Genomic DNA, 22673 nt, shown 5'->3' on the forward strand with positions numbered 1-22673 from the left:
GGGCCCGTGATGGCGTGCCAGCTGGATTCGACCCCTTACGGAATGACCGGTTTCCCCCTAGGCTGCTGACTACGCCCTTGTTACTGACCGGTACCGCTCAGGTTAACGGGCCCGGCGGCCGCCCCCACGGACGCCGCGACAATCCCTCAGACGGCCACCCGCCCCCGGAGGTCCTCGTTGAGTTCCGCGCAGTCCCTGATCGACTCCGGCAAAGCCGACATCGTCGCCGGGCGTCCCGCCTCCGTCGCCCACCTCTTCCTCGAACGCGTCGCCGCGACGCCCAACCACGAGGCCTACCGCCACCCCGTGACGGTCGACGAGCAGGCCGCGGACGGCGCGCCCGGCGCCGAGCAGTGGCGCTCGCTCACCTGGGCGCAGACCGCCGTCCGGGTCAAGGCGGTGGCCGCCGGCCTGATGGCGCTGGGCATCCAGCCGGAGGACCGGGTCGCACTGGCCGCCTCCACCCGGCTCGAATGGATCCTCGCCGACCTCGGCGCCATGTGCGCGGGCGCGGCCATCACCACGATCTACCCGAGCACCAACGCGGACGAGACGGCCTTCATCCTCTCCAACTCCGGCTCCCGGGCCATGTTCGCCGAGAACGCCGCCCAGCTGGCCAAGGCCGTCGACCACATCGACCAGCTGCCCGAGCTGCGCACCGTGATCCTCTTCGACGTGCCCGCCGGGGCGCCCCGGCCGGAGACACTCCGGACGGCCGGCCTCGACCTGATCACCCTGGCCGAGCTGGAACGGCGCGGCGCCGAGTACCTGGAGCAGCACCCGGACGCGGTCGAGAAGGCCGTCGCGGCGCTCGACCGGGAGCAGTTGGCCACCCTCATCTACACCTCCGGCACCACCGGCCGCCCCAAGGGCGTGCGCCTGGTGCACGACTGCTGGGCGTACGAGGGCAAGGCCCAGGAGGCCAGCGGCCTGCTCGGCCCCGACGACGTGCAGTTCATGTGGCTGCCGCTGTCGCACGTCTTCGGCAAGACCTTGATCTCCGGCCAGATCGCCACCGGCCACGTGATGGCGGTGGACGGCCGGGTCGACCGGATCATCCACAACCTGCCGGTCATCCGCCCCACCGTGATGGCCTCGGCGCCGCGCATCTTCGAGAAGGTGTACAACGGCATCGCCGGCCGGGCCCGGGCCGAGGGCGGCGCCAAGTACAAGATCTTCATGTGGGCCGCCCAGGTCGCCCGCGAGTACGCCCGGGTGGTCCAGGAGAACCGGATCGCCACCGGAGCCGAGAGCGCCCCGCTCGGCCTGCGCCTGCAGCACGCGCTCGCCGACAAGCTGGTGTACGCGAAGATCCGGGCGGCCTTCGGCGGCCGGATGCGCGGCGCCGTCTCCGGCAGCGCCGCGCTCGCCCCCGAGATCGGCTACTTCTTCCTCGGCGCCGGGGTGCCGATCCTGGAGGGCTACGGACTGAGCGAGACCAGCGCCGGCTCCTGCGTCAACCGCAAGGAGGACGTGCGGATCGGCACGGTCGGCCGCGCGCTGCCCGGCACCGAGGTGCGGATCGCCGAGGACGGCGAGATCCTGCTGCGCGGCCCCGGCGTCATGCGCGGCTACCACAACCTGCCGGAGAAGACCGCCGAGGTGCTGGAGCCGGACGGCTGGTTCCACACCGAGGACATCGGCGAGCTCAGCCCCGACGGCTTCCTGCGGATCACCGACCGCAAGAAGGACCTGTTCAAGACCTCCGGCGGCAAGTACGTGGCGCCCAGCGAGGTCGAGGGCAAGTTCAAGGCGGTCTGCCCGTTCGTCAGCAACATCCTGGTGATCGGCAACGGCCGCAACTACTGCACCGCGCTGATCGGCCTGGACGAGTCGGTGCTGATGCCGTGGGCCGCCGACCACGGCCTGGCCGGGAAGAGCTACGCCGAGCTGGCCGTCGAGCCGGCCGTGCACCAGCTGATCGAGGGCTTCGTCAAGCGGGTCAACAGCGACCTCCAGCGCTGGCAGACGATCAAGAAGTTCCACCTGCTGCCGCGCGACCTCGACATCGAGCACGGCGAGCTCACCCCCAGCCTGAAGATCAAGCGCCCGGTGGTCGAGCGGACCTACGCGGACGCCGTGGCGGCGATGTACGCGGGCACCAACGAGGCCTGAGCCCCGCTCCCGTACGGCCCGCGCGGGGGTTCGCGGGCCGTACGGGACAATGGGGTCATGCCCTCCGCACTTCCCGACGGCGAACCGGTGCCGTCCGACGGTTCCCTGCCCACCGACGCCCTCACCGGGCTGGGCCGGCGGCCGTTCGGCTTCTACCTGCACGTGCCGTACTGCGCCAGCCGCTGCGGCTACTGCGACTTCAACACGTACACCGCCACCGAACTGCGCTCCTCCGGGGCGGTTGCCTCGCAGGAGACCTACGCGGACAACGTGGTCGCCGAGATCCGGCTCGCCCGCAAGGTGCTGGGCGACGCCGACCTGCCGGTGCGGACGGTGTTCCTCGGCGGAGGCACTCCCACCCTGCTGCCGGCCCGGGACCTGGTGAAGATGCTCGCCGCGCTGCGCGAGGAGTTCGGGCTCGCCCCGGACGCCGAGGTCACCACCGAGGCCAACCCGGAGTCCGTCGACCCGGCGTACCTGGGCGAACTGCGCGAGGGCGGCTACAACCGGATCTCCTTCGGCATGCAGAGCGCCCGCCCGCACGTCCTCCAGCTGCTCGACCGCCACCACACCCCGGGGCGCCCCGAGGCCTGTGTGGCCGAGGCCCGCGCCGCCGGCTTCGAGCACGTCAACCTCGACCTGATCTACGGCACCCCCGGCGAGTCCGACGACGACTGGCGGGCTTCCCTGGACGCCGCGATCGGCGCCGGGCCGGACCACGTCTCCGCGTACTCCCTGATCGTCGAGGAGGGCACCCGGCTGGCCGCCCGGGTCAAGCGCGGCGAACTGCCGATGATCGACGACGACGTGCACGCCGACCGCTACCTCATCGCCGAGCAGGCCCTCGCCGCGGCCGGCTACGGCTGGTACGAGGTCTCCAACTGGGCCACCACCCCCGAGGGCCGCTGTCGCCACAACGAGCTCTACTGGACCGGCGCCGACTGGTGGGGCGCCGGCCCCGGCGCCCACAGCCACGTCGGCGGCGTCCGCTGGTGGAACGCCAAGCACCCCGCCGCCTACGCCCAGGCCCTCGCCGAGGGCCGCACCCCCGCCCAGGGCCGCGAGGTCCTCAGCGACGAGGACCGCCGGGTCGAGCGCATCCTGCTGGAGCTCCGCCTGGTGGAGGGAGTCCCGCTCGACCTGCTGACCGGGACGGGCCGCAAGGCCGCCACCAAGGCCCTCTCCGACGGCCTCCTCGCCCCCGAGCCCTACGAGCGGGGCCGCGCCGCCCTCACCCTCCAGGGCCGCCTGCTGGCGGACGCGGTCGTGCGTGACCTCGTGGACTGACATTCGTTAACGTGGGCGTCAGCCGTCGGAGGGAGCGTGCGATGACCGCCATCGATGATCGGATGACCGGGATCTTCGAGAACCTGGAGGTGCCGGAAGGCGTCAAGGCCGAACTCATCAGGGGGGAAATCGTGATGATGGCCGGGCCGGACATGGTCCGCAACCTCATCGTCTCCGCGATTCAGCATCAGACTCCGTACGCCCGGTGGCGGGCACTCCAGACCCAGGACCTGATCATCTCCGGTGAGGCCAGCGAACCCCAACCGGATCTGGTCGTCTTCGAGCGTGGTGTCGTCCCGGAGGCGGGCCGTCTGCTGTCCGCCTCCGCGGTGACCCTCGTGGTCGAGGTGGTCTCCAAGACCAGCGTGCACCGGGACTACCGGATCAAGCGTGAGATGTACGCCCAGGGTGGCATTCCGGCGTACCTCATCGTCGATCCGCTCAAGGGCGTGTGCGTGCTCCTCACGGACCTGACCACCGACACGCCGTCGGGACTCCCGGTGTACTGGTCCGAGCGGACCACCAAATTCGGTGACCCGATTCGGGTGGACCTGCTCGACATCACCCTGGACACCTCGGAGTTCCAGACCTACTCCTGACCCGGCAGGGTCGTGAAGTCGATCAACTCCTCGACCCGGCCCAGGAGTTCGGGTTCCAGGTCCTTGTAGCTGTTCACCTTCGACAGGATGTGCTTCCAGGCGGCCGGGGTGTCCACCGGCCAGCCGAGGCGGCGGCAGGTGCCCTCCTTCCAGTCCTCGCCGCGGGGGACGGCGGGCCAGGCGGAAATGCCGACGGAGGACGGTTTCACGGCCTGCCAGATGTCGATGTAGGGATGTCCGACGACCAGGACCGAGTCGCCGGTGACCTGGGCGGCGATCCGGTGCTCCTTCGTTCCCGGGAGCAGGTGGTCGACCAGGACGCCGAGGCGGCGGCCGGGGCCGGGGGCGAAGTCGGCGACGATCGCGGGGAGGTCGTCGATGCCCCGGAGGTACTCGACCACGACACCCTCGATGCGCAGGTCGTCGCCCCAGACCCGTTCGACCAGTTCGGCGTCGTGCCGGCCCTCGACGTAGATCCGGGACTCGCGGGCGACCCGGGCACGGGCCCCGGGGACGGCGACGGAGCCGGAGGCCGTACGGCCCGGGGCGCGGGAGGGGGCCGGGCCGGCGGGGCGGACCAGGGTGACGACCCTGCCCTCCAGCAGGAAGCCGCGCGGGACCATCGGGAAGACCCGGTGCTTGCCGAACCGGTCCTCCAGGGTGACGGTGAAGCCCTCGGCGGTCTTCTCGCAGCGCACCACCGCCCCGCAGAAGCCGGTGGCCGCCTCCTCCACCACCAGGTCCCGCTCGGCGGGCACCTCGGGCGCGGGCTGCTGCTTCTTCCACGGCGGGGTGAGGTCGGGTCCGTACTGGTGGCTGCGCATGGGGGCGACTATAGGACGGCCCGTCAGAGGCCGGGCGCGCCCCAGACCGGGAACCAGCGGCTGAGGTCCTTCTCCAGCCGCAGGTCGTTCCCCAGCATCGCGTTGACCTGCAGCTCCAGCGGGCTGTTGCGCCGCTCGCCGCCGCCCGGCATCGGGGCGAAGGGGTAGAAGGTGCCCCGCTTGTAGAGGTAGACCAGGGCCAGCGACTGGCCCTCCCCGTTACGGAAGGCGACCAGCGAGCAGAGCAGCTGCGGACCGAAGCCGTTCGCCTCGAGTTCGCTGTTGACCGCGTGGAGGTCGTTCACCAGCTCCGGCAGTTCGTCGGGGGTGTGCCGGGCGAGCAGCCAGGAGTAGCCGTAGCCGTCCTTGGAGGCCTCCACCGGGACGCCACCGCGCTCGGTGTCGGCGTCCAGCAGCGCCCGGACCTGCTGCTCCACCTGGACGAAGGCCGCGCCCTCGACGGCCGCGAAGCAGACCGAGCCGAGTCCGGTGGGCAGGAACCCGGCCCCGGCCTCCAGGGTGAGCGCGGCGGACGGCAGGCCGAACAGCTGGTCGAGGTCGGGCTTGACGGGCTTGGTGCGGCCGAACAGGGCGTCCAGGAATCCCACGGCGGTCCTTTCGAAGCAGGCGGGGGTGTTCAGCGGCCGAGCTGCTCGGAGATCTTCGCCAGCTGGGCCAGTCGCTTCTCCAGCGTCGGGTGGGTGGAGAGCAGCTGGGAGGCGGTCTCCCGGGCGCTCAGCGCGGGGGCGAAGTAGAAGGCGTTGTAGGGCTGGGAGCGGCGCAGGTCCTCGGTGGGGATGGCGGCGATCTGCCCGGTCACCTTGGTGAGGGCGGAGGCCAGGGCGCTGGGGCGGCCGGTGAGCTGGGCGGCGGCCCGGTCGGCGGCCAGCTCACGGTAGCGGGAGAGCAGCCGGGTGAGCAGGAAGCTGATGGCGTAGACGACCATCGACACCAGCGGGATGACCAGCGCCGCGATGGCCGCGTTCTGGTCGTTGCTGTTGCGGTTGCCGCCGATGAACCCGCCGTACATGGCGATCCGGGTCATCGCCCCGGCGAGCACGCCGAGGAAGCCGGCGATGGTCATCACCGCGACGTCCCGGTGGGCGACGTGCGACAGCTCGTGCGCGAGGACGCCCTCCAGCTCCTCCGGTTCGAGCCGGCGCAGCAGGCCGGTGGTGACGCACACCACGGCGTTCTGCGGGTTGCGGCCGGTGGCGAAGGCGTTGGGCATGTCGTTGTCGGCGACCGCCACCCGGGGCTTGGGCATGTCGGCCAGGGCGCAGAGCCGGTCGACCGTGCCGTGCAGCTGGGGGAACTGCTCCGCGGTCACCGGCCGGGCGCCCATGGCCCGCTCGGTGATCTTGTCGCTGAACCAGAACTGGGCCACGAACAGCCCGCCGGAGATCAGTACGATCAGCGGCCAGGCCCCGCGCAGCAGCGCGATCAGCAGGCCCGTGAAGCCGACGTACAGCAGCCCGATCACGAACATCGTCGCGACCATGCGGCTGGTCAGGCCGCGGTCGGGCGCGAAACGGGTGTGCTGGCCCGAGCTCGACATCTCTTGCTCCTCCGTTCGCCGTCGCTTTCGATGCTGCCACCCGGACGGCCCCGGGGCACCACCCCCCGCACGCGGAGTGTCGCGGTGGCCGTCCGGAACTGCGGGCAGGATCACCCCGGCCGGGCCGTTCCTGCGGTAGGGGCCGGGCCGTACACTGGCACGTACGGTTTTGGCACTCGTGCGTGCAGAGTGCCAAGGTCGGGGCCCTCCGGGAGGAGCGGCTCGCAGCATCACAGACGGACAACGTGCGAAGACGGAGGTGCGTGCCCCATGGCCGGTGAGGTCCGCCAGCTGGACGACCGCAAGCTCGCCGTGCTGCGCGCGATCGTCCAGGACTACGTGGGCACCGAGGAGCCGGTCGGGTCCAAGGCCCTGGTGGAGCGGCACAACCTGGGGGTGTCCCCGGCGACGGTCCGCAACGACATGGCGGCGCTGGAGGAGGAGGGGTACATCCACCAGCCGCACACCAGCGCCGGGCGCATCCCCACCGACAAGGGCTACCGGCTGTTCGTCGACAAGCTCGCCGAGATCAAGCCGATGAGCTCCCCGGAGCGCCGGGCGATCCGGCACTTCCTGGACGGCGCCGTCGACCTGGACGACGTGGTCAGGCGCACGGTGCGGCTGCTCGCCCAGCTGACCCGGCAGGTCGCCGTGGTGCAGTACCCCTCGCTCACCCGCTCCACGGTCCGGCACATCGAGCTGGTGGCGCTGGCCCCGGCCAAGGTGATGCTGGTGCTGATCACCAACACCGGCCGGGTCGAGCAGCGGATGATCGACTGCCCGGGCACCGTCGGCGAGACGGTCCTGGCGGACCTGCGGACCCGGATCAACGCACGGGCGGCGGGCCAGCGGCTGCCGGACGTCCCGGGCCTCCTGGAGGAGCTGCCGGCGGCCTTCGAGCAGACCGACCGGCCGACCGTCAGTACGGTCCTGGCGACGCTGTTCGAGGCGCTCGCCGAACAGAACGAGGAGCGGATCATGCTGGCCGGCACGGCCAACCTGACCCGCTTCGGGCACGACTTCCCGCTCACCATCCAGCCGGTGCTGGAGGCACTGGAGGAGCAGGTGGTCCTGCTCCGCCTCCTGGGTGAGACCGCGGACCCCGCGATGACGGTCCGGATCGGGCGGGAGAACGCGTACGAAGGGCTGAATTCCACCTCGGTCGTTTCGGTCGGCTACGGTTCGGGCGACGAGAGCGTGGCCAAACTGGGTGTGATCGGACCGACCCGGATGGACTACCCGGGCACAATGGGGGCGGTGCGAGCGGTGGCACGGTACGTGGGCCAGATCCTGGCCGAGTCGTAGCAAGCAAAACCGTCGCCGGATGTCCGGCGGCGGTGTCCAGTCGCACTACTACAGGCGGAACAAGCGGAGCATTTGGTGGCCACGGACTACTACGCGGTACTCGGCGTCCGACGGGATGCGGGGCAGGACGAGATCAAGAAGGCGTTCCGGCGCCTGGCACGCGAACTGCACCCGGACGTCAACCCGGACCCGAAGACGCAGGAGCGGTTCAAGGAGATCAACGCCGCCTACGAGGTGCTCTCCGACCCGCAGAAGCGCCAGGTCTACGACCTCGGCGGCGACCCGCTGTCGCCCGGCGGCGGCGGTGGCGCGGGCGGCTTCGGCGCCGGCGCGGCGGGCTTCGGCTTCTCCGACATCATGGACGCCTTCTTCGGCGCCGCGGCCGGCCAGCGCGGCCCGCGCTCGCGCACCCGCCGCGGTCAGGACGCCATGATCCGGCTGGAGATCACCCTGGAGGAGGCCGCCTTCGGCACCACCAAGGAACTCCAGGTCGACACCGCCGTCACCTGCACCACCTGCAACGGTGAGGGCGCGGCCCCCGGCACCTCCGCCCAGACCTGCGACATGTGCCGCGGCAAGGGCGAGGTCTCCCAGGTCACCCGTTCCTTCCTGGGCCAGGTCATGACCTCCCGCCCGTGCCCGCAGTGCCAGGGCTTCGGCACCGTCGTGCCGACCCCCTGCCCCGAGTGCGCCGGCGACGGCCGGGTGCGGGCCCGCCGCACCCTGACGGTCAAGATCCCGGCCGGTGTCGACAACGGCACCCGGATCCAGCTGGCCGGCGAGGGCGAGGTCGGCCCCGGCGGCGGCCCGGCCGGCGACCTGTACGTCGAGATCGCCGAGACCGCCCACAGCGTCTTCCAGCGGCGTGGGGACGACCTGCACTGCACCGTCACCATCCCGATGACGGCCGCCGCGCTCGGCACCCAGGTGCCGCTGCAGACCCTGGACGGGCTGGAGGAGGTCGACATCCGGCCCGGCACCCAGTCCGGCCAGTCGATCCCGCTGCACGGCCGGGGCATCACCCACCTGCGCGGCGGCGGCCGTGGCGACCTGATAGTGCACGTCGAGGTGCAGACGCCCACCAAGCTCGACGCCGAGCAGGAGGAGCTGCTGCGCCGGCTGTCGATGCTGCGCGGTGAGGAGCGGCCGTCCGGCCAGTTCGCGCCGGGCCAGCAGGGCCTCTTCTCGCGCCTGAAGGACGCCTTCAACGGCCGGTAGTCGTCCGGGAAGGGGTGCCGGGGGCAGTCCCCCGGCACCCCTTCCGTGTTGTCCCCACCCGGCCGCTGGCCCCTCCCCGGAAAGGTCCTCCTCATGACCGCGCCCGTCTTCGTCGTCGAGACCGAGCGGATCGCCGCCGCCGCGCCCGGGGCCGTGGTGCGGCTCGACGGCGCGGAGGGGCGCCACGCGGCGGCGGTGAAGCGGCTGACGGCCGGCGAGGCGGTGACGCTGGCGGACGGGCTGGGCCTCGGCGTGGACGGCACCGTCGCCGAGGTGCTGGGCAAGGACGCGATCGACGTCACGGTGGACGCCGTGCGGCGGGAGGCGGAGCCGGCGCCGCGGATCGTGGTGGTCCAGGCGCTGCCCAAGGGCGACCGCGGCGAGCTGGCCGTGGAGACCATGACCGAGGTAGGCGTGGACGTGGTGGTCCCCTGGGCCGCCTCCCGGTGCATCACCCAGTGGAAGGGCGAGCGGGGCGCCAAGGCGCTCGCGAAGTGGCGGGCCACCGCCCGGGAGGCGGGCAAGCAGTCCCGTCGGCTGCGCTTCCCCGAGGTGCGGGAGCTGATGACCACCCGGCAGCTGGCGCCGCTGCTGGCGCAGGCCGCCCTGGCCGCCGTCCTGCACGAGGAGGGCGCCGAGCCGCTGGCGCAGGCCGCGCTGCCGGCCGGCGGGGACATCGTCCTGGTGGTCGGCCCGGAGGGCGGGGTCTCCCCGGAGGAGCTCGCCGCCTTCGCCGAGGCGGGCGCCCGGCCGTACCGGCTGGGCCCCTCGGTGCTGCGCACCTCGACCGCCGGGGTGGCCGCCGGGGCGCTGCTGCTGGGGCGCACCGGCCGCTGGTCCTAGGGCGTCTTTGACAGTTCCCGCCGGGCGCGAATTGCCGGATACGCCCTGACTCCCGTGCGCCGGGCCGGGGTTCTCGGGAAACCGGCGCGGATCGTACCCGCACCTGCTTACGCTGACCGGGTGACGGACTCCCTGAGCACCTCCGCGGGTGCCTACCTGCGCCATCCCCATCTGCACGGTGACCTGGTCGCCTTCGTCGCCGAGGACGACCTGTGGCTCGCCCCGCTGGACGGCGGCCGGGCCTGGCGGCTGACCGCCGATCACCTGCCGGTGCACCACCCCAGGTTCTCCCCGGACGGGCGGCTCATCGCCTTCACCTCCACCCGGGACGGCGCCCCCGAGGTGCACGTGGTGCCGGTGGACGGCGGGCCGTCCCGGCGGCTGACGTACTGGGGCAACGGCGAGACCCGGGTGCACGGCTGGACCGCCGACGGGCGCCCGATCGCCACCACCGGCGCTGGCGAGTCCGGCGTGCGGCGCACCTGGGCGCACGCCGTCCCGCTGGACGGCGGCGAGACGGCGCGGCTGCCGTACGGGCCGGTCGGCGGGTTGGCCTTCGAGCCGGACGGCGAGCGCGCGCTGCTGGTGACCGTCAACAACCGCGAGCCGGCCTGGTGGAAGCGCTACCGGGGCGGCCGGGCGGGCAAGTTGTGGATCGGTCAGGACCGGTTCACCCGCATCCACGAGGAGTTGGACGGGCAGCTCGACTCCCCGCTCTGGGTGCGCGAACGGATCGCCTTCCTCTCCGACCACGAGGGCGTCGGCGAGCTGTGGTCCAGCCGTCCGGACGGCTCCGACCTGCGCCGCCACAGCACCGACCCGGACGGCTTCTACGCCCGCAACGCCGCCACCGACGGCACCCGGGTGGTCTTCCACCGGGCCGGCGACCTCTGGCTGCTGGACGACCTGGACACCGCCGCGCCCCGCCGCCTGGACGTCCGGCTGGCCGGTCCGCGCAACGGGCGCCGCCCCCGCCCGGTGCCCGCCGCGCACTGGCTGGAGTCCGCCGCCCCCGACCGCACCGGCCGGGCCAGCGCCGTCGTGGTGCGCGGCAGTGTGCACTGGCTGACCCACCGGGAGGGCCCGGCCCGGGTGCTGGACGAGACGCCGGGCGTGCGCGCCCGGCTGGTCCGGGTGGTGCCGGGGGAGGACGGCGCCCAGGGCGTGCTCTGGGTGTCCGACGCCGAGGGCGAGGACGCCCTGGAGTACGCCCCCGCCGTCCACGACCCCGAGCGGCGCCGTCTGGCCGCCGGGCAGCTGGGCCGGGTCAACTCGCTGGTGGTCTCCCCGGACGGCAAGCAGGCGGCGCTCGGCGTCCACGACGGCCGGGTGCTGCTGGTCTCGCTGGCCGACGGCGCCGTGCACGAGCTGGACCGCAGTACCGACGGCGAGGTCAGCGGGCTGGCGTTCAGCCCGGACTCGGCCTGGCTGGCCTGGTCCCGCCCGGTGCACCGAATGGGCCCGTACTCCCTGCGCCAGATCGTGCTGGGGAACCTGGCGACCCGCACCGTCAGCGAGGTCACCCAGCAGCGCTTCGTCGACACCTCGCCCGCCTTCACCGCGGACGGCCGCTACCTGGCCTTCCTGTCGGTGCGCAACTTCGATCCGGTCTACGACGCGCACGCCTTCGACCTGTCCTTCCCGAACGGCTGCCGCCCGTACCTGGTCACCCTCGCCGCCGACACGCCGTCCCCGTTCGGGCCGCAGCGGGCCGGGCGCCCGCCGGGCGGGGAGGAGGACGAGCCCAGGGCCCGGAAGGCGGACGGCGAGGAGGGCGCGGACGGGGCCGCGCCGGCCACCAGGGTGGACCTGGACGGCATCGCCGACCGGATCCTGCCGTTCCCGGTCGAGGGCGGCCGGTTCCACGTGCTGCGCGCCGCCAAGGACGGGGTGCTGTGGACCAGGGCACCGCTGCTGGGAGAACTCGGCGACGAGGCGGCCTCGTTGGACGACGAACGGCCCCGGCCGGTGCTGGAGCGCTTCGACCTCAGGAAGCGCCGGGCCGAGCAACTGGTGCACGGGGTCGACGGGTTCGCGGTCAGCGGGGACGGCACCCGGGTGGCCGTGCTGGACGAGGGCGAGCTGCGGATCGTCCCGGCCGACCACAAGGCGGGCGGCGAGGACGACGAGACAGCCGTCGACCTCACCCGGCTGCGGGTGACCGTCGACCCGGCCGCCGAGTGGCGGCAGATGTACGCCGAGAACGGCCGCCTGATGCGGGACAACTTCTGGCGCCCGGACCTCGGCGGCCTCGACTGGGCCGGGATCCTGGACCGCTACCGGCCGCTGGTCGAGCGGGTCGGCTCCCACGACGAACTGGTCGACCTGCTCTGGGAGGTGCACGGCGAACTCGGCACCTCGCACGCCTACGTCGTCCCGTACGGCCGTTACACCGAGCCGGCCCGGCGCCAGGGCCTGCTCGGCGCCGACCTGGTCAGGGACGGCGAGCGGTGGCGGATCGCCCGGATCCTTCCCGGCGAGTCCTCCGACCCCCGGGCCCGCTCGCCGCTGGCCGCCCCCGGCGCCGCGGTCCGCCCGGGCGACGCCGTGCTGGCCGTCAACGGCCGCCCGGTGGATCCGGTCACCGGCCCCGCCCCGCTGCTGGCCGGCACCGCCGGGCAGCCGGTCGAGCTGACCGTGGCCGGCAAGGACGGCACCGACCAGCGCCACCCCGTGGTCGTCCCGCTCGCCGACGAGGAGGCGCTGCGCTACCACGACTGGGTGGCCGGGCGGCGGGCCGCGGTGCGAGAGCTGTCCGGCGGCCGGCTCGGCTACCTGCACATCCCCGACATGCAGACGGCCGGCTGGGCCCAGCTGCACCGGGACCTGTCCACCGAGATGGCCAGGGAGGGCCTGATCGTGGACGTCCGGGAGAACCGCGGCGGCCACACCTCGCAGCTGGTGATCGAGAAGCTGGCCCGGCGGATCGTCGGCTGGTACGCCATCCGGGACACCGACCACCCGGTGCCCTACCCGATGGACGCCCCGCGCGGGCCGGTGGTCGCCCTCGCCAACGAGCTGTCCGGCTCGGACGGCGACGTGGTCAACGCCGCCATCCAGGCGCTGGGGATCGGTCCGGTGGTCGGCACCCGCACCTGGGGCGGGGTGATCGGCATCGACAGCAGGTACCAGCTGGTCGACGGCACCCTGGTCACCCAGCCCAAGTACGCGATGTGGCTGGAGAACTACGGCTGGGGCCTGGAGAACCACGGCGTCGACCCGGACGTCGAGGTGCCGTTCGCCCCGCACCACTGGGCGGCCGGGGAGGACCCCCAGCTGGCCGAGGGCGTGCGGATCGCCCTGGAGACCCTCGCCGGAACCCCGGCCCGCTCGGGGCCGGGGCTGCCCTGGGCGTAGCCGGTGGGGGTACGGAGCGGGAAGCCGGCGGGGCCGACCTCCCGCTCCGCGGCGTGGGTAGGATGCGGGGCTGTCCTTGATCGCGATCTTGATCTGATCGGCAGCTCACGGGGGAGCACACCATGGCGCAGAGCTATCCACCGCCGCAGTACCCGCAGTACCCGCAGTACCCGCAGTACCCGCAGAATCCGCAGTACCCGCAGAATCCGCAGTACCCGCAAGGTCCGCCGAACGGCTACGGGCCGAACCCGTACGGCCAGGGGCCGTACGCGCAACCTCCGCAGCCGTACCCGCAGGCCCAGCAGCCGTACGCCCAGCCCCAGCCGTACCCGCAGGCCCAGCAGCCGTACGGGCAGGACATCTACCCGCAGGCGCGGCCCGCACTGCCGCCGTGTCCCCCGGAGGCGTACGCCGGACGGCGCTTCCTGGCGATCGTGCTCGACTTCGTCCTCGCCTTCGGCCTCGGCTTCGCCACCGCCATCGCCGACGACAACACCGCGAAGCACGCCAAGCCCGTCGTGCACGCGGCCGGCCACGCCGCCGTCCAGAGCCCGGTGGTGCCGTTCTGGGTGGCGTTCCTGGGAGCGGGCCTGCTCGCCTCCTTCCTCAACCAGGTGGTGCTGGCGCGGCTGACCGGCTTCAGTGTGGGCAAGGGGATCATGGCGATGCGGGTGGTGCGCCGCAAGCGGGTCATGCGCCCCAACACGTGGCGGCTGACCCGGCGCTGGCTGCTCGGCTTCGTCTACCTGGCGGTGGTCCTCATATCCGAGGACTTCGACGTGTCCGAGGGGGACATCGTCGGGATGCGGTCGGTGCGCTGGAAGCACCTGCAGGAGTACCAGCAGGCGGTCGGGCGGCTCGGCTAGGCTGCGGCCGTACGGCCCCAACGTCAGCGAAGACCGAGTGACCCGAGGAGAACCCGATGGCCGGCGAGCCGCAGTCCGACTGCCTGTTCTGCAAGATCGTGGCGGGCGAGATCCCGGCGACCGTGGTGCGCAAGACCGAGCGCGTCCTCGCCTTCCGGGACATCGCCCCCAAGGCCCCCGTGCACGTCCTGGTCATCCCGCATGTCCACTACCCGAACGCCGCCGCGCTGGCCGCCGCCGAGCCGGAGATCGCCGGCGAACTGCTCGCCGAGGCGGGCGCGGTGGCCAGGGACGAGGGCGTCGAGGACTACCGGCTGATCTTCAACACGGGTGCGGGCGCCGGGCAGACCGTCTTCCACGCCCACGTGCACGTGCTCGGCGGCAAGCCCATGACCGAGAGCATGGTCTGATCCCAGGTGTCGCAGCGCGAACTCGTCGTCCTGGGCACCGCCAGCCAGGTGCCCACCCGGCACCGCAACCACAACGGCTACCTGCTCCGCTGGGACGGCGAGGGTCTGCTGTTCGACCCCGGCGAGGGCACCCAGCGGCAGATGCTGCGCGCCGGGGTCTCGGCCACCCAGATCACCCGGATCGCGGTGACCCACTTCCACGGCGACCACTGCCTGGGCCTCGCCGGGGTGATCCAGCGGATCAACCTTGACCGGGTCCCGCACCCGGTGGACGTCTACTTCCCGGCCTCCGGGGAGGTCTACTTCGAGCGGCTGCGGCACGCCACCGCCTACCACGAGACCGCGGTGCTGCGGCCCCGGCCGATCGACGAGCCGGGCCCGCTGCCCGCGCCCGGCGCCCGCTTCGCGCTGGACGCGGTCCGGCTGGACCACCCGGTGGAGTCCTTCGGCTACCGGCTGTCCGAGCCGGACGGCCGCCGCCTGGTACCCGAGCGGCTCGCCGCGTCCGGCGTGCACGGGCCGGCCGTCGGCCGGCTCCAGCACGAGGGCGCGATCGAGGTGGACGGCCGCACCGTCACCCTGGACGAGGTCAGCGAGCCGCGGCCGGGCCAGCGGTTCGCCTTCGTGATGGACACCCGGCTGTGCGACGGCGTGCACGAACTCGCCGAGGGAGCCGACCTGTTGGTGGTCGAGGCGACCTTCGCCGACGCCGACGCCCAGCTCGCCGAGGACCACGGCCACCTCACCGCCGGCCAGGCCGCCAAGGCCGCCGCCGAGGCGGGGGTGCGGACCCTGGTGCTGACCCACTTCTCCCAGCGCTACCCGGACCTGGGCCAGCACCTGGCCGACGCCCGAAAGCACTTCGACGGGGAGCTGGTGCTCGCCGAGGACCTCGCCCGGGTGCCCGTCCCGGCCCGCCGCCACCGGTGACCGGCGCGCCACCGGCCGGGCGCGGTGCGCGGGGCCGACGGAAAAAGGGTTCGCGCCGCCCCGCGATCTGCCGCAGCATCGTCGGGTGCGGCCCCGCCGCCCGCCGCAGCGATCACGCTCGCGGCGTACCCTGGTGCCCCGGAGACCGAGCGGCACACGAGACCACGGATGGGATGAGGCAGGCCCCAGCGCCGACCTATGAGTGACACATCGCAGACCCGTACCGATGGGCAGTCGCGCCCGGAACCGGCTGACGACGGCCGGGTGAGCGCCCGGATCGTCATCCCCGAGAAGCACCCGATGGTCACCCTGCTCGGCACGGCGGACTCGCTGCTGCGCGTGATCGAGCAGGGCTTCCCCGCCGCCGACATCCACGTCCGCGGCAACGAGGTGACCGCCACCGGGACGCGCGCCGAGGTCGCCCTCGTGCAGAAGCTCTTCAACGAGATGATGCTGGTGCTGCGCACCGGCCAGCCCCTGACGGAGGACTCCGTGGAGCGCTCGATCGCCATGCTTCGCGAGGAGGACCCGGACAGCCCGGCGCCGTCCCAGGTGTTCACCGCGAACATCCTGTCCAACCGGGGCCGCACGATCCGCCCCAAGACGCTCAACCAGCAGCGCTACGTCGACGCGATCGACAAGCACACGATCGTCTTCGGCCTCGGCCCGGCCGGTACCGGCAAGACCTACCTGGCGATGGCCAAGGCCGTCCAGGCCCTCCAGGCCAAGGAGGTCAACCGGATCATCCTGACCCGCCCGGCGGTCGAGGCGGGAGAGCGGCTGGGCTTCCTGCCCGGCACCCTCTACGAGAAGATCGACCCGTACCTGCGCCCGCTGTACGACGCGCTGCACGACATGATGGACCCGGACTCCATCCCGCGCCTGATGGCGGCCGGCACCATCGAGGTCGCCCCGCTCGCGTACATGCGCGGGCGCACCCTCAACGACGCCTTCATCATCCTCGACGAGGCCCAGAACACCTCGCCCGAGCAGATGAAGATGTTCCTCACCCGCCTCGGGTTCAACTCCCGGGTGGTGGTCACCGGCGACACCAGCCAGATCGACCTCCCGGGCGGCACCCGCAGCGGTCTCAAGGTCGTCCAGGAGATCCTGGCCGACGTCCCGGACATCCACTTCTCCGTCCTCACCAGCACCGACGTGGTCCGCCACAAGCTGGTCGGCCGGATCGTGGACGCCTACGAGCGCTGGGACGCCCGGCAGGAGGCCGAGGAGAACGCCCCGGCCGCCCGCAAGCCCGCCCAGCGGCGCCCCGGCAAGACCGCCGCGGCGCGCGCACCCCGACAGTCCCATCGCACCGAAAGTTGAGCACACAGCCCGTCATGTCGATCGACATCGCCAACGAGTCCGGCTGGGACGCGGATGAGGAAGCCATCCTCGACGTCGCCCGCTTCGCCCTGGACAAGATGCGGATCCACCCGCAGTCCGAACTGTCCGTGATCCTGGTGGACGGTGCGGCGATGGAGGAGCTGCACATCCAGTGGATGGACCTGCCCGGCCCGACCGACGTGATGTCGTTCCCGATGGACGAGCTGCGTCCCGGCAAGGAGGGCGAGGAGCTGCCGCAGGGCCTGCTCGGCGACATCGTGCTCTGCCCCGAGGTCGCCGAGCAGCAGGGCAAGGCGGCCCCCTCCAAGCACTCGATGGACGAGGAGCTGCAGCTGCTCACCGTCCACGGCGTGCTGCACGTCCTCGGCTACGACCACGAGGAGCCGGAGGAAGAGGAGGAGATGTTCGCCCTCCAGAAGCGCATCCTGGACGACTGGCGGGCGGGCCGCGGCCTCGGCGGCATCTCGCCGGCCCCCACCACCCACTGAGCGCGGAGCCCGAACCCCTGTGAGTGGTGAGAGTACGAGCTACATCCTCGGTGCCGTCGCCCTGGTCGTGCTCGGCTGGCTGGCGGCGTGCGCCGAGGCGGGTATCTCCCGGGTCTCCCGGTTCCGGGCCGAGGACGCGGTGCGCAACGGGCGGCGCGGCTCCGCGCGGCTGCTGGCCGTCGCCTCCGACCCGTTCCGCTACCTCAACCTGGCGACCCTGATCCGGGTCGCCAGCGAGATGGCGGCCGCGGTGCTGGTCACCGCGGTGTGCGTGCACAACATCCACCCGACCTGGCAGGCCGTGCTGCTGGCCTTCGGCGTGATGGTGCTGGTGTCCTTCGTCGCGGTGGGCGTCTCGCCGCGCACGATCGGGCGCCAGCACCCGATCTCCACCGCGACCGCGGCCTCCTTCGTGCTGCTGCCGCTGGCCGCGGTGCTCGGTCCGATCCCGCGGCTGCTGATCCTGCTGGGCAACGCGCTGACCCCGGGCAAGGGCTACCGTGAGGGGCCGTTCGCCTCCGAGGCGGAGCTGCGGGCGCTGGTCGACCTCGCCGAGAAGGACGACCTGATCGAGGACGAGGAGCGCCGGATGGTGCACTCGGTCTTCGAGCTGGGCGACACCATCGTGCGCGAGGTGATGGTGCCGCGCACCGACCTGGTGATGATCGAGCGGCACAAGACCGTCCGGCAGGCGCTGACCCTGGCGCTGCGCTCGGGCTTCTCGCGGATCCCGGTGGTCGGCGACAACGAGGACGACGTGGTCGGCATCGTCTACCTCAAGGACCTGGTGCGCCGCACCCACATCAACCGCGAGGCGGAGGCCGAGGAGGTCGGCGCGGTGATGCGCCCGGCCGTGTTCGTCCCGGATTCCAAGCCGGCCGGCGACCTGCTGCGCGAGATGCAGCAGCGCCGCTCGCACGTCGCCATCGTGATCGACGAGTACGGCGGCACGGCGGGCCTGGTCACCATCGAGGACGTCCTGGAGGAGATCGTCGGCGAGATCACCGACGAGTACGACCGGGAGATCGCGCCGATCGAGGACCTCGGCGACGGCTCGTACCGGATCACCGCCCGCCTGCTGGTGGAGGACCTGGGCGAGCTGTTCGGCATCGAGCTGGAGGACGAGGACGTCGAGACCGTCGGCGGCCTGCTGGCCAAGCACCTCGGCCGGGTGCCGATCCCCGGTTCCTCCTGCGAGATCCCGCTGCCCGAGCCGGTCGCGGACGGCCTGACCGGCATCCTGCTGACCGCCGAGTCCTCGGCCGGGCGCCGCAACCGGATCGGCTCGATGGTCGCCTCGCCGGTGCGCGGGGCGGAGGCGGCGCAGGCCCCTGGCGAGTAGCGGGTGGGCGGTCGCCGAGCGACCATGGAGGGCATGACGCACAAACTGCGCGCGGAGTACGGCCCGCAGGGGCCGGCCGGCGGAGTCAGGTCCTGGCACGTGGTGCGGGACGAGGACCCGGCGACGGCCCTCTGCGGCCGGACCATGCCCGACGACGCCGAGACGCGGCCCGAGCAGGAGTGGGGCACCGGGCTGCGTTGCTGCCAGCAGTGCGGTTCGCTCTACATGCACGAGACGCCGCACATGCAGGGGAGCCATCCGTACAGCTAGCCGTCCCCACGGCTGGGGAGTCGCCGAAGCTCTGGAGGTGCCATGAAGCTGCAAGACGAACTGCCGACCGTCGATCGCCGGCTCGCCCTGGTGTGGCGGGTCGGGGCGGGGCTGGGGGGGATCTTCCTGATCGTGTTCGGGATCCTGGGACTGTCCGACCACCCCGGCTTCCTGGCCACCCACGGTGACCGGATCGCCGGGCTGTCCACCAACGGGGCGCTGAGCATCCTGTCCGTCGTGGCGGGGGTGATCCTGATGCTCGGAGCGGTGATCGGCGGGAACTTCGCGTCCAACCTCAACATGATCGTCGGCGTGCTGTTCGTCCTGTCCGGCTTCTACGGACTGACGGTGCTCGGCCGGCCGGACGCGAACATCCTCAACTTCCGGATGTCGAACGTGCTGTTCGCGTTCGTCTTCGGGATCGTCGTGACCACCTTCGGGATGTACGGCCGGGTGAGCAGTCACCTGCCGCACGACAACCCGTTCTGGCGCAAGCGGATCTCACGCGAGGAGCCGCTGCCCTCCGGACCGAAGACCTTCGTCAAGGTGATCAACCCGAACCGGGGGCGCACCCACCCGGTCGGCCACTGAGCTGCCTCTCGCCGGCGCCGCCTATGCTCGGCGGCATGAGTGACATCGTCGAGCTCGACCCCGAGGACAAGAAGATCATCACCCTGGCCCGCTCGGCCCGCGCCCGCAACGGTGTGGCCGAGGGGGCCGCGGTGCGTGACGAGACCGGCCGCACCTACGTCGCCGGGACGGTCGCGCTGGAGTCGCTGCGGCTGAGCGCGCTGCGGACGGCGGTGGCGATGGCGGTGGCCAGCGGCGCGAAGTCGCTGGAGGCGGCCGCCGTGGTGACCGAGGCCGAGCAGCCGGCCGAGGCCGACCTGGCGGCCGTGCGGGACCTGGGCGGGGCCGGGACGCCGGTGCTGCTGGCCGGCCCGGACGGGACGCTGCGGGTGTCGGTCGAGGCCCGCTGAGGGGCCACTGCGCCCCGTGCCCCCATGTGTTCAGCGGATAATCTCACCGGGGAGTGGACTCGGTGAGGGGCTGGGGCATGGGGGCGTTGGCGTTCGTCGCCGGGCTGGTGCTGTTCGTGATGGGGATGGGCAAGTGGCAGGAGACCGGCACGGTCTACTGGCTCTGGGGCTCGCTCGCCTTCCTGGCGCTGCTGGTGCTGTTCTCGCTGGTCGGCAGGGGCGGTGACAAGGGCTGAGCGCGTGAGGACCGGCCCCGGACGGCGGGGCTCCGTTGATCAGGGAGAATGGAGCCCATGAATGCCCCTTCCTCCTCGTACCGCTCCGGGTTCGCGTGCTTCGTCGGCCGTCCCAACGCGGGCAAGTCGACCCTGACCAACGCCCTGGTGGGGACGAAGGTCGCGATCACCTCCGACCGCCCGCAGACCACCCGGCACACCGTGCGCGGCATCGTGCACCGCCCGGACGCCCAGCTCGTGCTGGTCGACACCCCCGGTCTGCACAAGCCGCGCACCCTGCTCGGCGAGCGCCTCAACGACCTGGTCCGCACCACCTGGGCCGAGGTCGACGTGATCGGCTTCTGCCTGCCCGCCGACCAGAAGATCGGCCCCGGCGACAAGTTCATCGCCAAGGAGATCGCCGGGATCAAGAAGACCCCGAAGGTCGCCATCGTCACCAAGACCGACCTGGTCGACTCCAAGCGGCTGGCCGAGCAGCTCATCGCCATCCAGCAGTTGGGCGTCGAGCTGGGCTTCGAGTGGGCCGAGATCATCCCGGTCTCCGCCGTCGGCGACAAGCAGGTCGAGCTGGTCGCCGACCTGCTCACCAAGCTGCTGCCCGAGGGCGACCAGCTCTACCCGGAGGGCGACCTCACCGACGAGCCCGAGCAGATCATGGTTGCCGAGCTGATCCGCGAGGCCGCCCTGGAGGGCGTGCGGGACGAGCTGCCGCACTCGCTGGCCGTCGTGGTCGAGGAGATGCTGCCCCGCGAGGGCCGCCCCGCCGACCGCCCGCTGCTGGACATCCACGCCAACGTCTACATCGAGCGGCAGAGCCAGAAGGCGATCGTGATCGGCGCCAAGGGCTCGCGGCTCAAGCACGTCGGCACCACCGCCCGCAAGCACATCGAGGCGCTGCTCGGCACGCCGGTCTACCTGGACCTGCACGTCAAGGTGGCCAAGGACTGGCAGCGCGACCCCAAGCAGCTGCGCAAGCTCGGTTTCTGACGCACGGCCTCCCCGGGGAGCCGGGAAGCCCGGGGCCGGGGTCGCCGGTGCCGCGCGGGGGTCAGGCGCCCTCGCGCAGCACCAGCGACACCAGCTCCCGCTGGGAGTCGGTGAGTTTGGGGTCGGCACAGTGCACCGTCCGCCCGTCGACGGTGATCTCGTAGTGGAAGCCGTCCGGCACGCCGTACGAGGGGGCGCGCAGCCCGCCCGCGACGGCTTCGCGGGCGAGCGCGTGGACGTGCGGGGCGTCCGTGCGGTCGACGGTGTCGAGCTCCGCGTGGCGGACGATTCCGGCGAGGCCGCCGGTCCGGGTCACCTGGATACGCATGGTGTCCATGGTGCTGCCCAGGGAAGGCTTTTGCGGCACTTTTCCCGGACCGTGACCTTAAGTGCGACTCAACCCCTTCTCAACCGGGGCTGACCCCGACCTGGGCCCAGGAGGCCGACACGGTGTCCGCGATCGAGGACCGGTCGGGGTAGCGCGCCTTGGCGGCGGCCACGGTGGCCCGGGCGAAGGCGGTGAAGTCCGCGTCGGCGGACAGCCCGCCGCCGGTCAGGGCGTCGTACCAGATCCGCCCGGCGCGGTCCCAGGCCTGGCCGCCGAGGGCGGTGGCCAGCAGGTAGAACGCGTGGTTGGGGATGCCGGAGTTGATGTGCACCCCGCCGTTGTCCTGGGTGGTGTTCACGTAGTCCCGCATGTGCGCGGGCTGCGGGTCCTTGCCGAGCTGGGGGTCGTCGTAGGCGGTGCCGGGGGCCTTCATCGAGCGCAGCGCCACGCCCTGGATGCCGGGGGCGAGCAGCCCCGCGCCGATCAGCCAGTCGGCGTCGGCGGCACTCTGGTGCAGCGCGTACTGCTTGACCAGCGAGCCGAAGACGTCGGAGACCGACTCGTTCAGCGCGCCGGGCTGGTCCTGGTACTCCAGGCCTGCGGTGAACTGGGTGACGCCGTGGGTGAGCTCGTGGCCGATGACGTCGACGCAGGCGGTGAAGTCGCCGAAGATCCGGCCGTCGCCGTCGCCGAAGACCATCCGCCGGCCGTTCCAGAAGGCGTTCTCGTAGTTCTGGCCGTAGTGGACGCTGGCGTCCAGCCGCAGGCCCCGGCCGTCGATCGAGTCGCGGCCGAAGACCTGGGCGTACAGCGCGAAGGTGTCGCCGAGGCCGTCGTAGGCGTGGTTGACGGAGGGGTCGGCGACCGGGGCGTGGCCCTCGGTGCGGACGGTGCGCCCGGGCAGCCGCTGGCTGTGCCCGGTGTCGGCGATCACCCGGTTCAGCCCGCGGGCGCCGGCGGTCGGCGGGGGAGCGGTGAGACGGGCCGCGCGGTGCGCGGTGTCGAGGGCGAGGGAGCGGACGGCGGGCTCGTGACCGGCCTCGGCGAGGCGGTCCAGTACGTACGGCGGGACGATCGCGCAGATCGGTACTGCTGCAGTCATGTCGCCCAGAGTGAGGCATCGATGACTGGTTGTCACCACCCTTGCGTGACCGATCGCCGTCTCAAGGGGTGGAACGGAAGCCCGGATCACTTCGGGGGCGCGCGGCGCTGGGTTACGCTGGGTCCCATCATGCGCAACGGTCTGCTTCTTCTTAGCTGCCGCGTCGAGGGCCTGTAGTCCACGGGGCCGGCTCCCTCGCCGCGGGGAACGTGCTGTGCGCGGAATCGGCGATCCAACGGCGTATCGCGAGCGGCAGCAGAAGGCCGGCCAGTCGGTGTTGA

Annotated in this window: 23 protein-coding genes; 18 read left to right on the plus strand and 5 right to left on the minus strand. The window is 72.3% G+C overall.

Features of this window, described 5'->3' with window-relative positions; translation table 11 throughout:
- Positions 1-177 precede the first annotated feature (177 nt).
- From BOQ63_RS29735 to BOQ63_RS29745, 3 genes are read left to right on the plus strand one after another with little or no spacing between them, the layout of a single operon-like run.
- The gene (locus BOQ63_RS29735) at positions 178-2115 is read left to right on the plus strand and encodes an AMP-dependent synthetase/ligase (protein WP_072655243.1); all 1938 of its coding nucleotides are present in this window, start codon (positions 178-180) and stop codon (positions 2113-2115) included.
- A gap of 57 nt (positions 2116-2172) precedes the next feature.
- Positions 2173-3402 carry a radical SAM family heme chaperone HemW gene (gene hemW / locus BOQ63_RS29740; protein ID WP_030283892.1) on the plus strand — a complete coding sequence of 410 codons (1230 nt, stop codon included), beginning with the start codon at positions 2173-2175 and terminating at the stop codon, positions 3400-3402.
- Positions 3403-3443: 41 nt separating this feature from the next.
- Positions 3444-4001 (plus strand): Uma2 family endonuclease, encoded by a 558-nt coding sequence (locus BOQ63_RS29745; protein ID WP_030283894.1) that lies wholly within the window; start codon positions 3444-3446, stop codon positions 3999-4001.
- On the opposite strand, the gene BOQ63_RS29750 is transcribed toward BOQ63_RS29745, so the two are convergent.
- From BOQ63_RS29750 to htpX, 3 genes are read right to left on the minus strand one after another with little or no spacing between them, the layout of a single operon-like run.
- Complete coding sequence (locus BOQ63_RS29750; RefSeq protein ID WP_030283896.1) at positions 3992-4825, minus strand: DUF3097 domain-containing protein; 834 nt, start codon at positions 4823-4825, stop codon at positions 3992-3994. The two genes, BOQ63_RS29745 and BOQ63_RS29750, sit on opposite strands and share 10 nt — an antisense overlap.
- Positions 4826-4848: 23 nt before the next feature.
- Positions 4849-5433: a PspA-associated protein PspAB gene (gene pspAB / locus BOQ63_RS29755; protein ID WP_030558031.1), complete on the minus strand. Its 585-nt coding sequence runs from the start codon at positions 5431-5433 to the stop codon at positions 4849-4851.
- Positions 5434-5462: 29 nt separating this feature from the next.
- Positions 5463-6383: a zinc metalloprotease HtpX gene (htpX, locus tag BOQ63_RS29760; RefSeq protein ID WP_030283903.1), complete on the minus strand. Its 921-nt coding sequence runs from the start codon at positions 6381-6383 to the stop codon at positions 5463-5465.
- Between the two features lie 270 nt (positions 6384-6653).
- Here htpX and hrcA point away from each other — a divergent pair, with 270 nt between their 5' ends.
- The 15 genes from hrcA to era all read left to right on the plus strand — a co-directional run bounded on the left by hrcA (position 6654) and on the right by era (position 20962).
- Positions 6654-7688, plus strand: coding sequence for a heat-inducible transcriptional repressor HrcA (gene hrcA / locus BOQ63_RS29765; protein ID WP_030283905.1), 1035 nt, complete (start codon positions 6654-6656; stop codon positions 7686-7688).
- 75 nt (positions 7689-7763) lie between these two features.
- Entirely contained in the window at positions 7764-8906 is a 1143-nt protein-coding gene (dnaJ, locus tag BOQ63_RS29770; protein WP_030283907.1) for a molecular chaperone DnaJ, read from the plus strand.
- A 93-nt stretch (positions 8907-8999) separates the two neighbouring features.
- Positions 9000-9749, plus strand: coding sequence for a 16S rRNA (uracil(1498)-N(3))-methyltransferase (locus tag BOQ63_RS29775; RefSeq protein ID WP_030283910.1), 750 nt, complete (start codon positions 9000-9002; stop codon positions 9747-9749).
- Between the two features lie 120 nt (positions 9750-9869).
- The gene (locus tag BOQ63_RS29780) at positions 9870-13106 is read left to right on the plus strand and encodes a S41 family peptidase (protein WP_223886072.1); all 3237 of its coding nucleotides are present in this window, start codon (positions 9870-9872) and stop codon (positions 13104-13106) included.
- A gap of 122 nt (positions 13107-13228) precedes the next feature.
- Positions 13229-13972 (plus strand): RDD family protein, encoded by a 744-nt coding sequence (locus tag BOQ63_RS29785; RefSeq protein WP_072655245.1) that lies wholly within the window; start codon positions 13229-13231, stop codon positions 13970-13972.
- A gap of 56 nt (positions 13973-14028) precedes the next feature.
- Complete coding sequence (locus tag BOQ63_RS29790; RefSeq protein WP_030290760.1) at positions 14029-14382, plus strand: histidine triad nucleotide-binding protein; 354 nt, start codon at positions 14029-14031, stop codon at positions 14380-14382.
- Between the two features lie 6 nt (positions 14383-14388).
- Complete coding sequence (locus BOQ63_RS29795) at positions 14389-15312, plus strand: ribonuclease Z (protein ID WP_030290761.1); 924 nt, start codon at positions 14389-14391, stop codon at positions 15310-15312.
- A 198-nt stretch (positions 15313-15510) separates the two neighbouring features.
- On the plus strand, positions 15511-16638 hold the full coding sequence (locus BOQ63_RS29800) for a PhoH family protein (RefSeq protein WP_030290762.1): 1128 nt from the start codon (positions 15511-15513) through the stop codon (positions 16636-16638).
- A 14-nt stretch (positions 16639-16652) separates the two neighbouring features.
- The gene (gene ybeY, locus BOQ63_RS29805) at positions 16653-17147 is read left to right on the plus strand and encodes an rRNA maturation RNase YbeY (protein WP_030061268.1); all 495 of its coding nucleotides are present in this window, start codon (positions 16653-16655) and stop codon (positions 17145-17147) included.
- A gap of 19 nt (positions 17148-17166) precedes the next feature.
- Positions 17167-18489 (plus strand): hemolysin family protein, encoded by a 1323-nt coding sequence (locus tag BOQ63_RS29810; RefSeq protein ID WP_030290763.1) that lies wholly within the window; start codon positions 17167-17169, stop codon positions 18487-18489.
- Between the two features lie 33 nt (positions 18490-18522).
- Positions 18523-18759, plus strand: a complete 237-nt coding sequence (locus BOQ63_RS29815) for a hypothetical protein (RefSeq protein ID WP_030290765.1) — start codon at positions 18523-18525, stop codon at positions 18757-18759.
- A gap of 42 nt (positions 18760-18801) precedes the next feature.
- Complete coding sequence (locus BOQ63_RS29820) at positions 18802-19350, plus strand: DUF4383 domain-containing protein (RefSeq protein WP_030290767.1); 549 nt, start codon at positions 18802-18804, stop codon at positions 19348-19350.
- A gap of 23 nt (positions 19351-19373) precedes the next feature.
- Positions 19374-19739 carry a cytidine deaminase-like protein gene (locus BOQ63_RS29825; RefSeq protein WP_030290769.1) on the plus strand — a complete coding sequence of 122 codons (366 nt, stop codon included), beginning with the start codon at positions 19374-19376 and terminating at the stop codon, positions 19737-19739.
- A 53-nt stretch (positions 19740-19792) separates the two neighbouring features.
- Positions 19793-19975 carry a hypothetical protein gene (locus BOQ63_RS29830; RefSeq protein ID WP_141763866.1) on the plus strand — a complete coding sequence of 61 codons (183 nt, stop codon included), beginning with the start codon at positions 19793-19795 and terminating at the stop codon, positions 19973-19975.
- A 57-nt stretch (positions 19976-20032) separates the two neighbouring features.
- On the plus strand, positions 20033-20962 hold the full coding sequence (era, locus tag BOQ63_RS29835; RefSeq protein WP_030290771.1) for a GTPase Era: 930 nt from the start codon (positions 20033-20035) through the stop codon (positions 20960-20962).
- 61 nt (positions 20963-21023) lie between these two features.
- Here the strand turns inward: era and BOQ63_RS29840 are convergent, their stop codons facing one another.
- Together BOQ63_RS29840 and BOQ63_RS29845 are read right to left on the minus strand one after the other, a co-directional pair.
- On the minus strand, positions 21024-21290 hold the full coding sequence (locus BOQ63_RS29840) for a protealysin inhibitor emfourin (protein WP_030290773.1): 267 nt from the start codon (positions 21288-21290) through the stop codon (positions 21024-21026).
- A 79-nt stretch (positions 21291-21369) separates the two neighbouring features.
- Complete coding sequence (locus BOQ63_RS29845; RefSeq protein WP_030290774.1) at positions 21370-22392, minus strand: M4 family metallopeptidase; 1023 nt, start codon at positions 22390-22392, stop codon at positions 21370-21372.
- Between the last annotated feature and the right edge of the window lie 281 nt (positions 22393-22673).

The sequence above is a fragment of the Streptomyces viridifaciens genome (assembly GCF_001888885.2).
Taxonomy (GTDB): Bacteria; Actinomycetota; Actinomycetes; order Streptomycetales; family Streptomycetaceae; genus Kitasatospora; species Kitasatospora aureofaciens.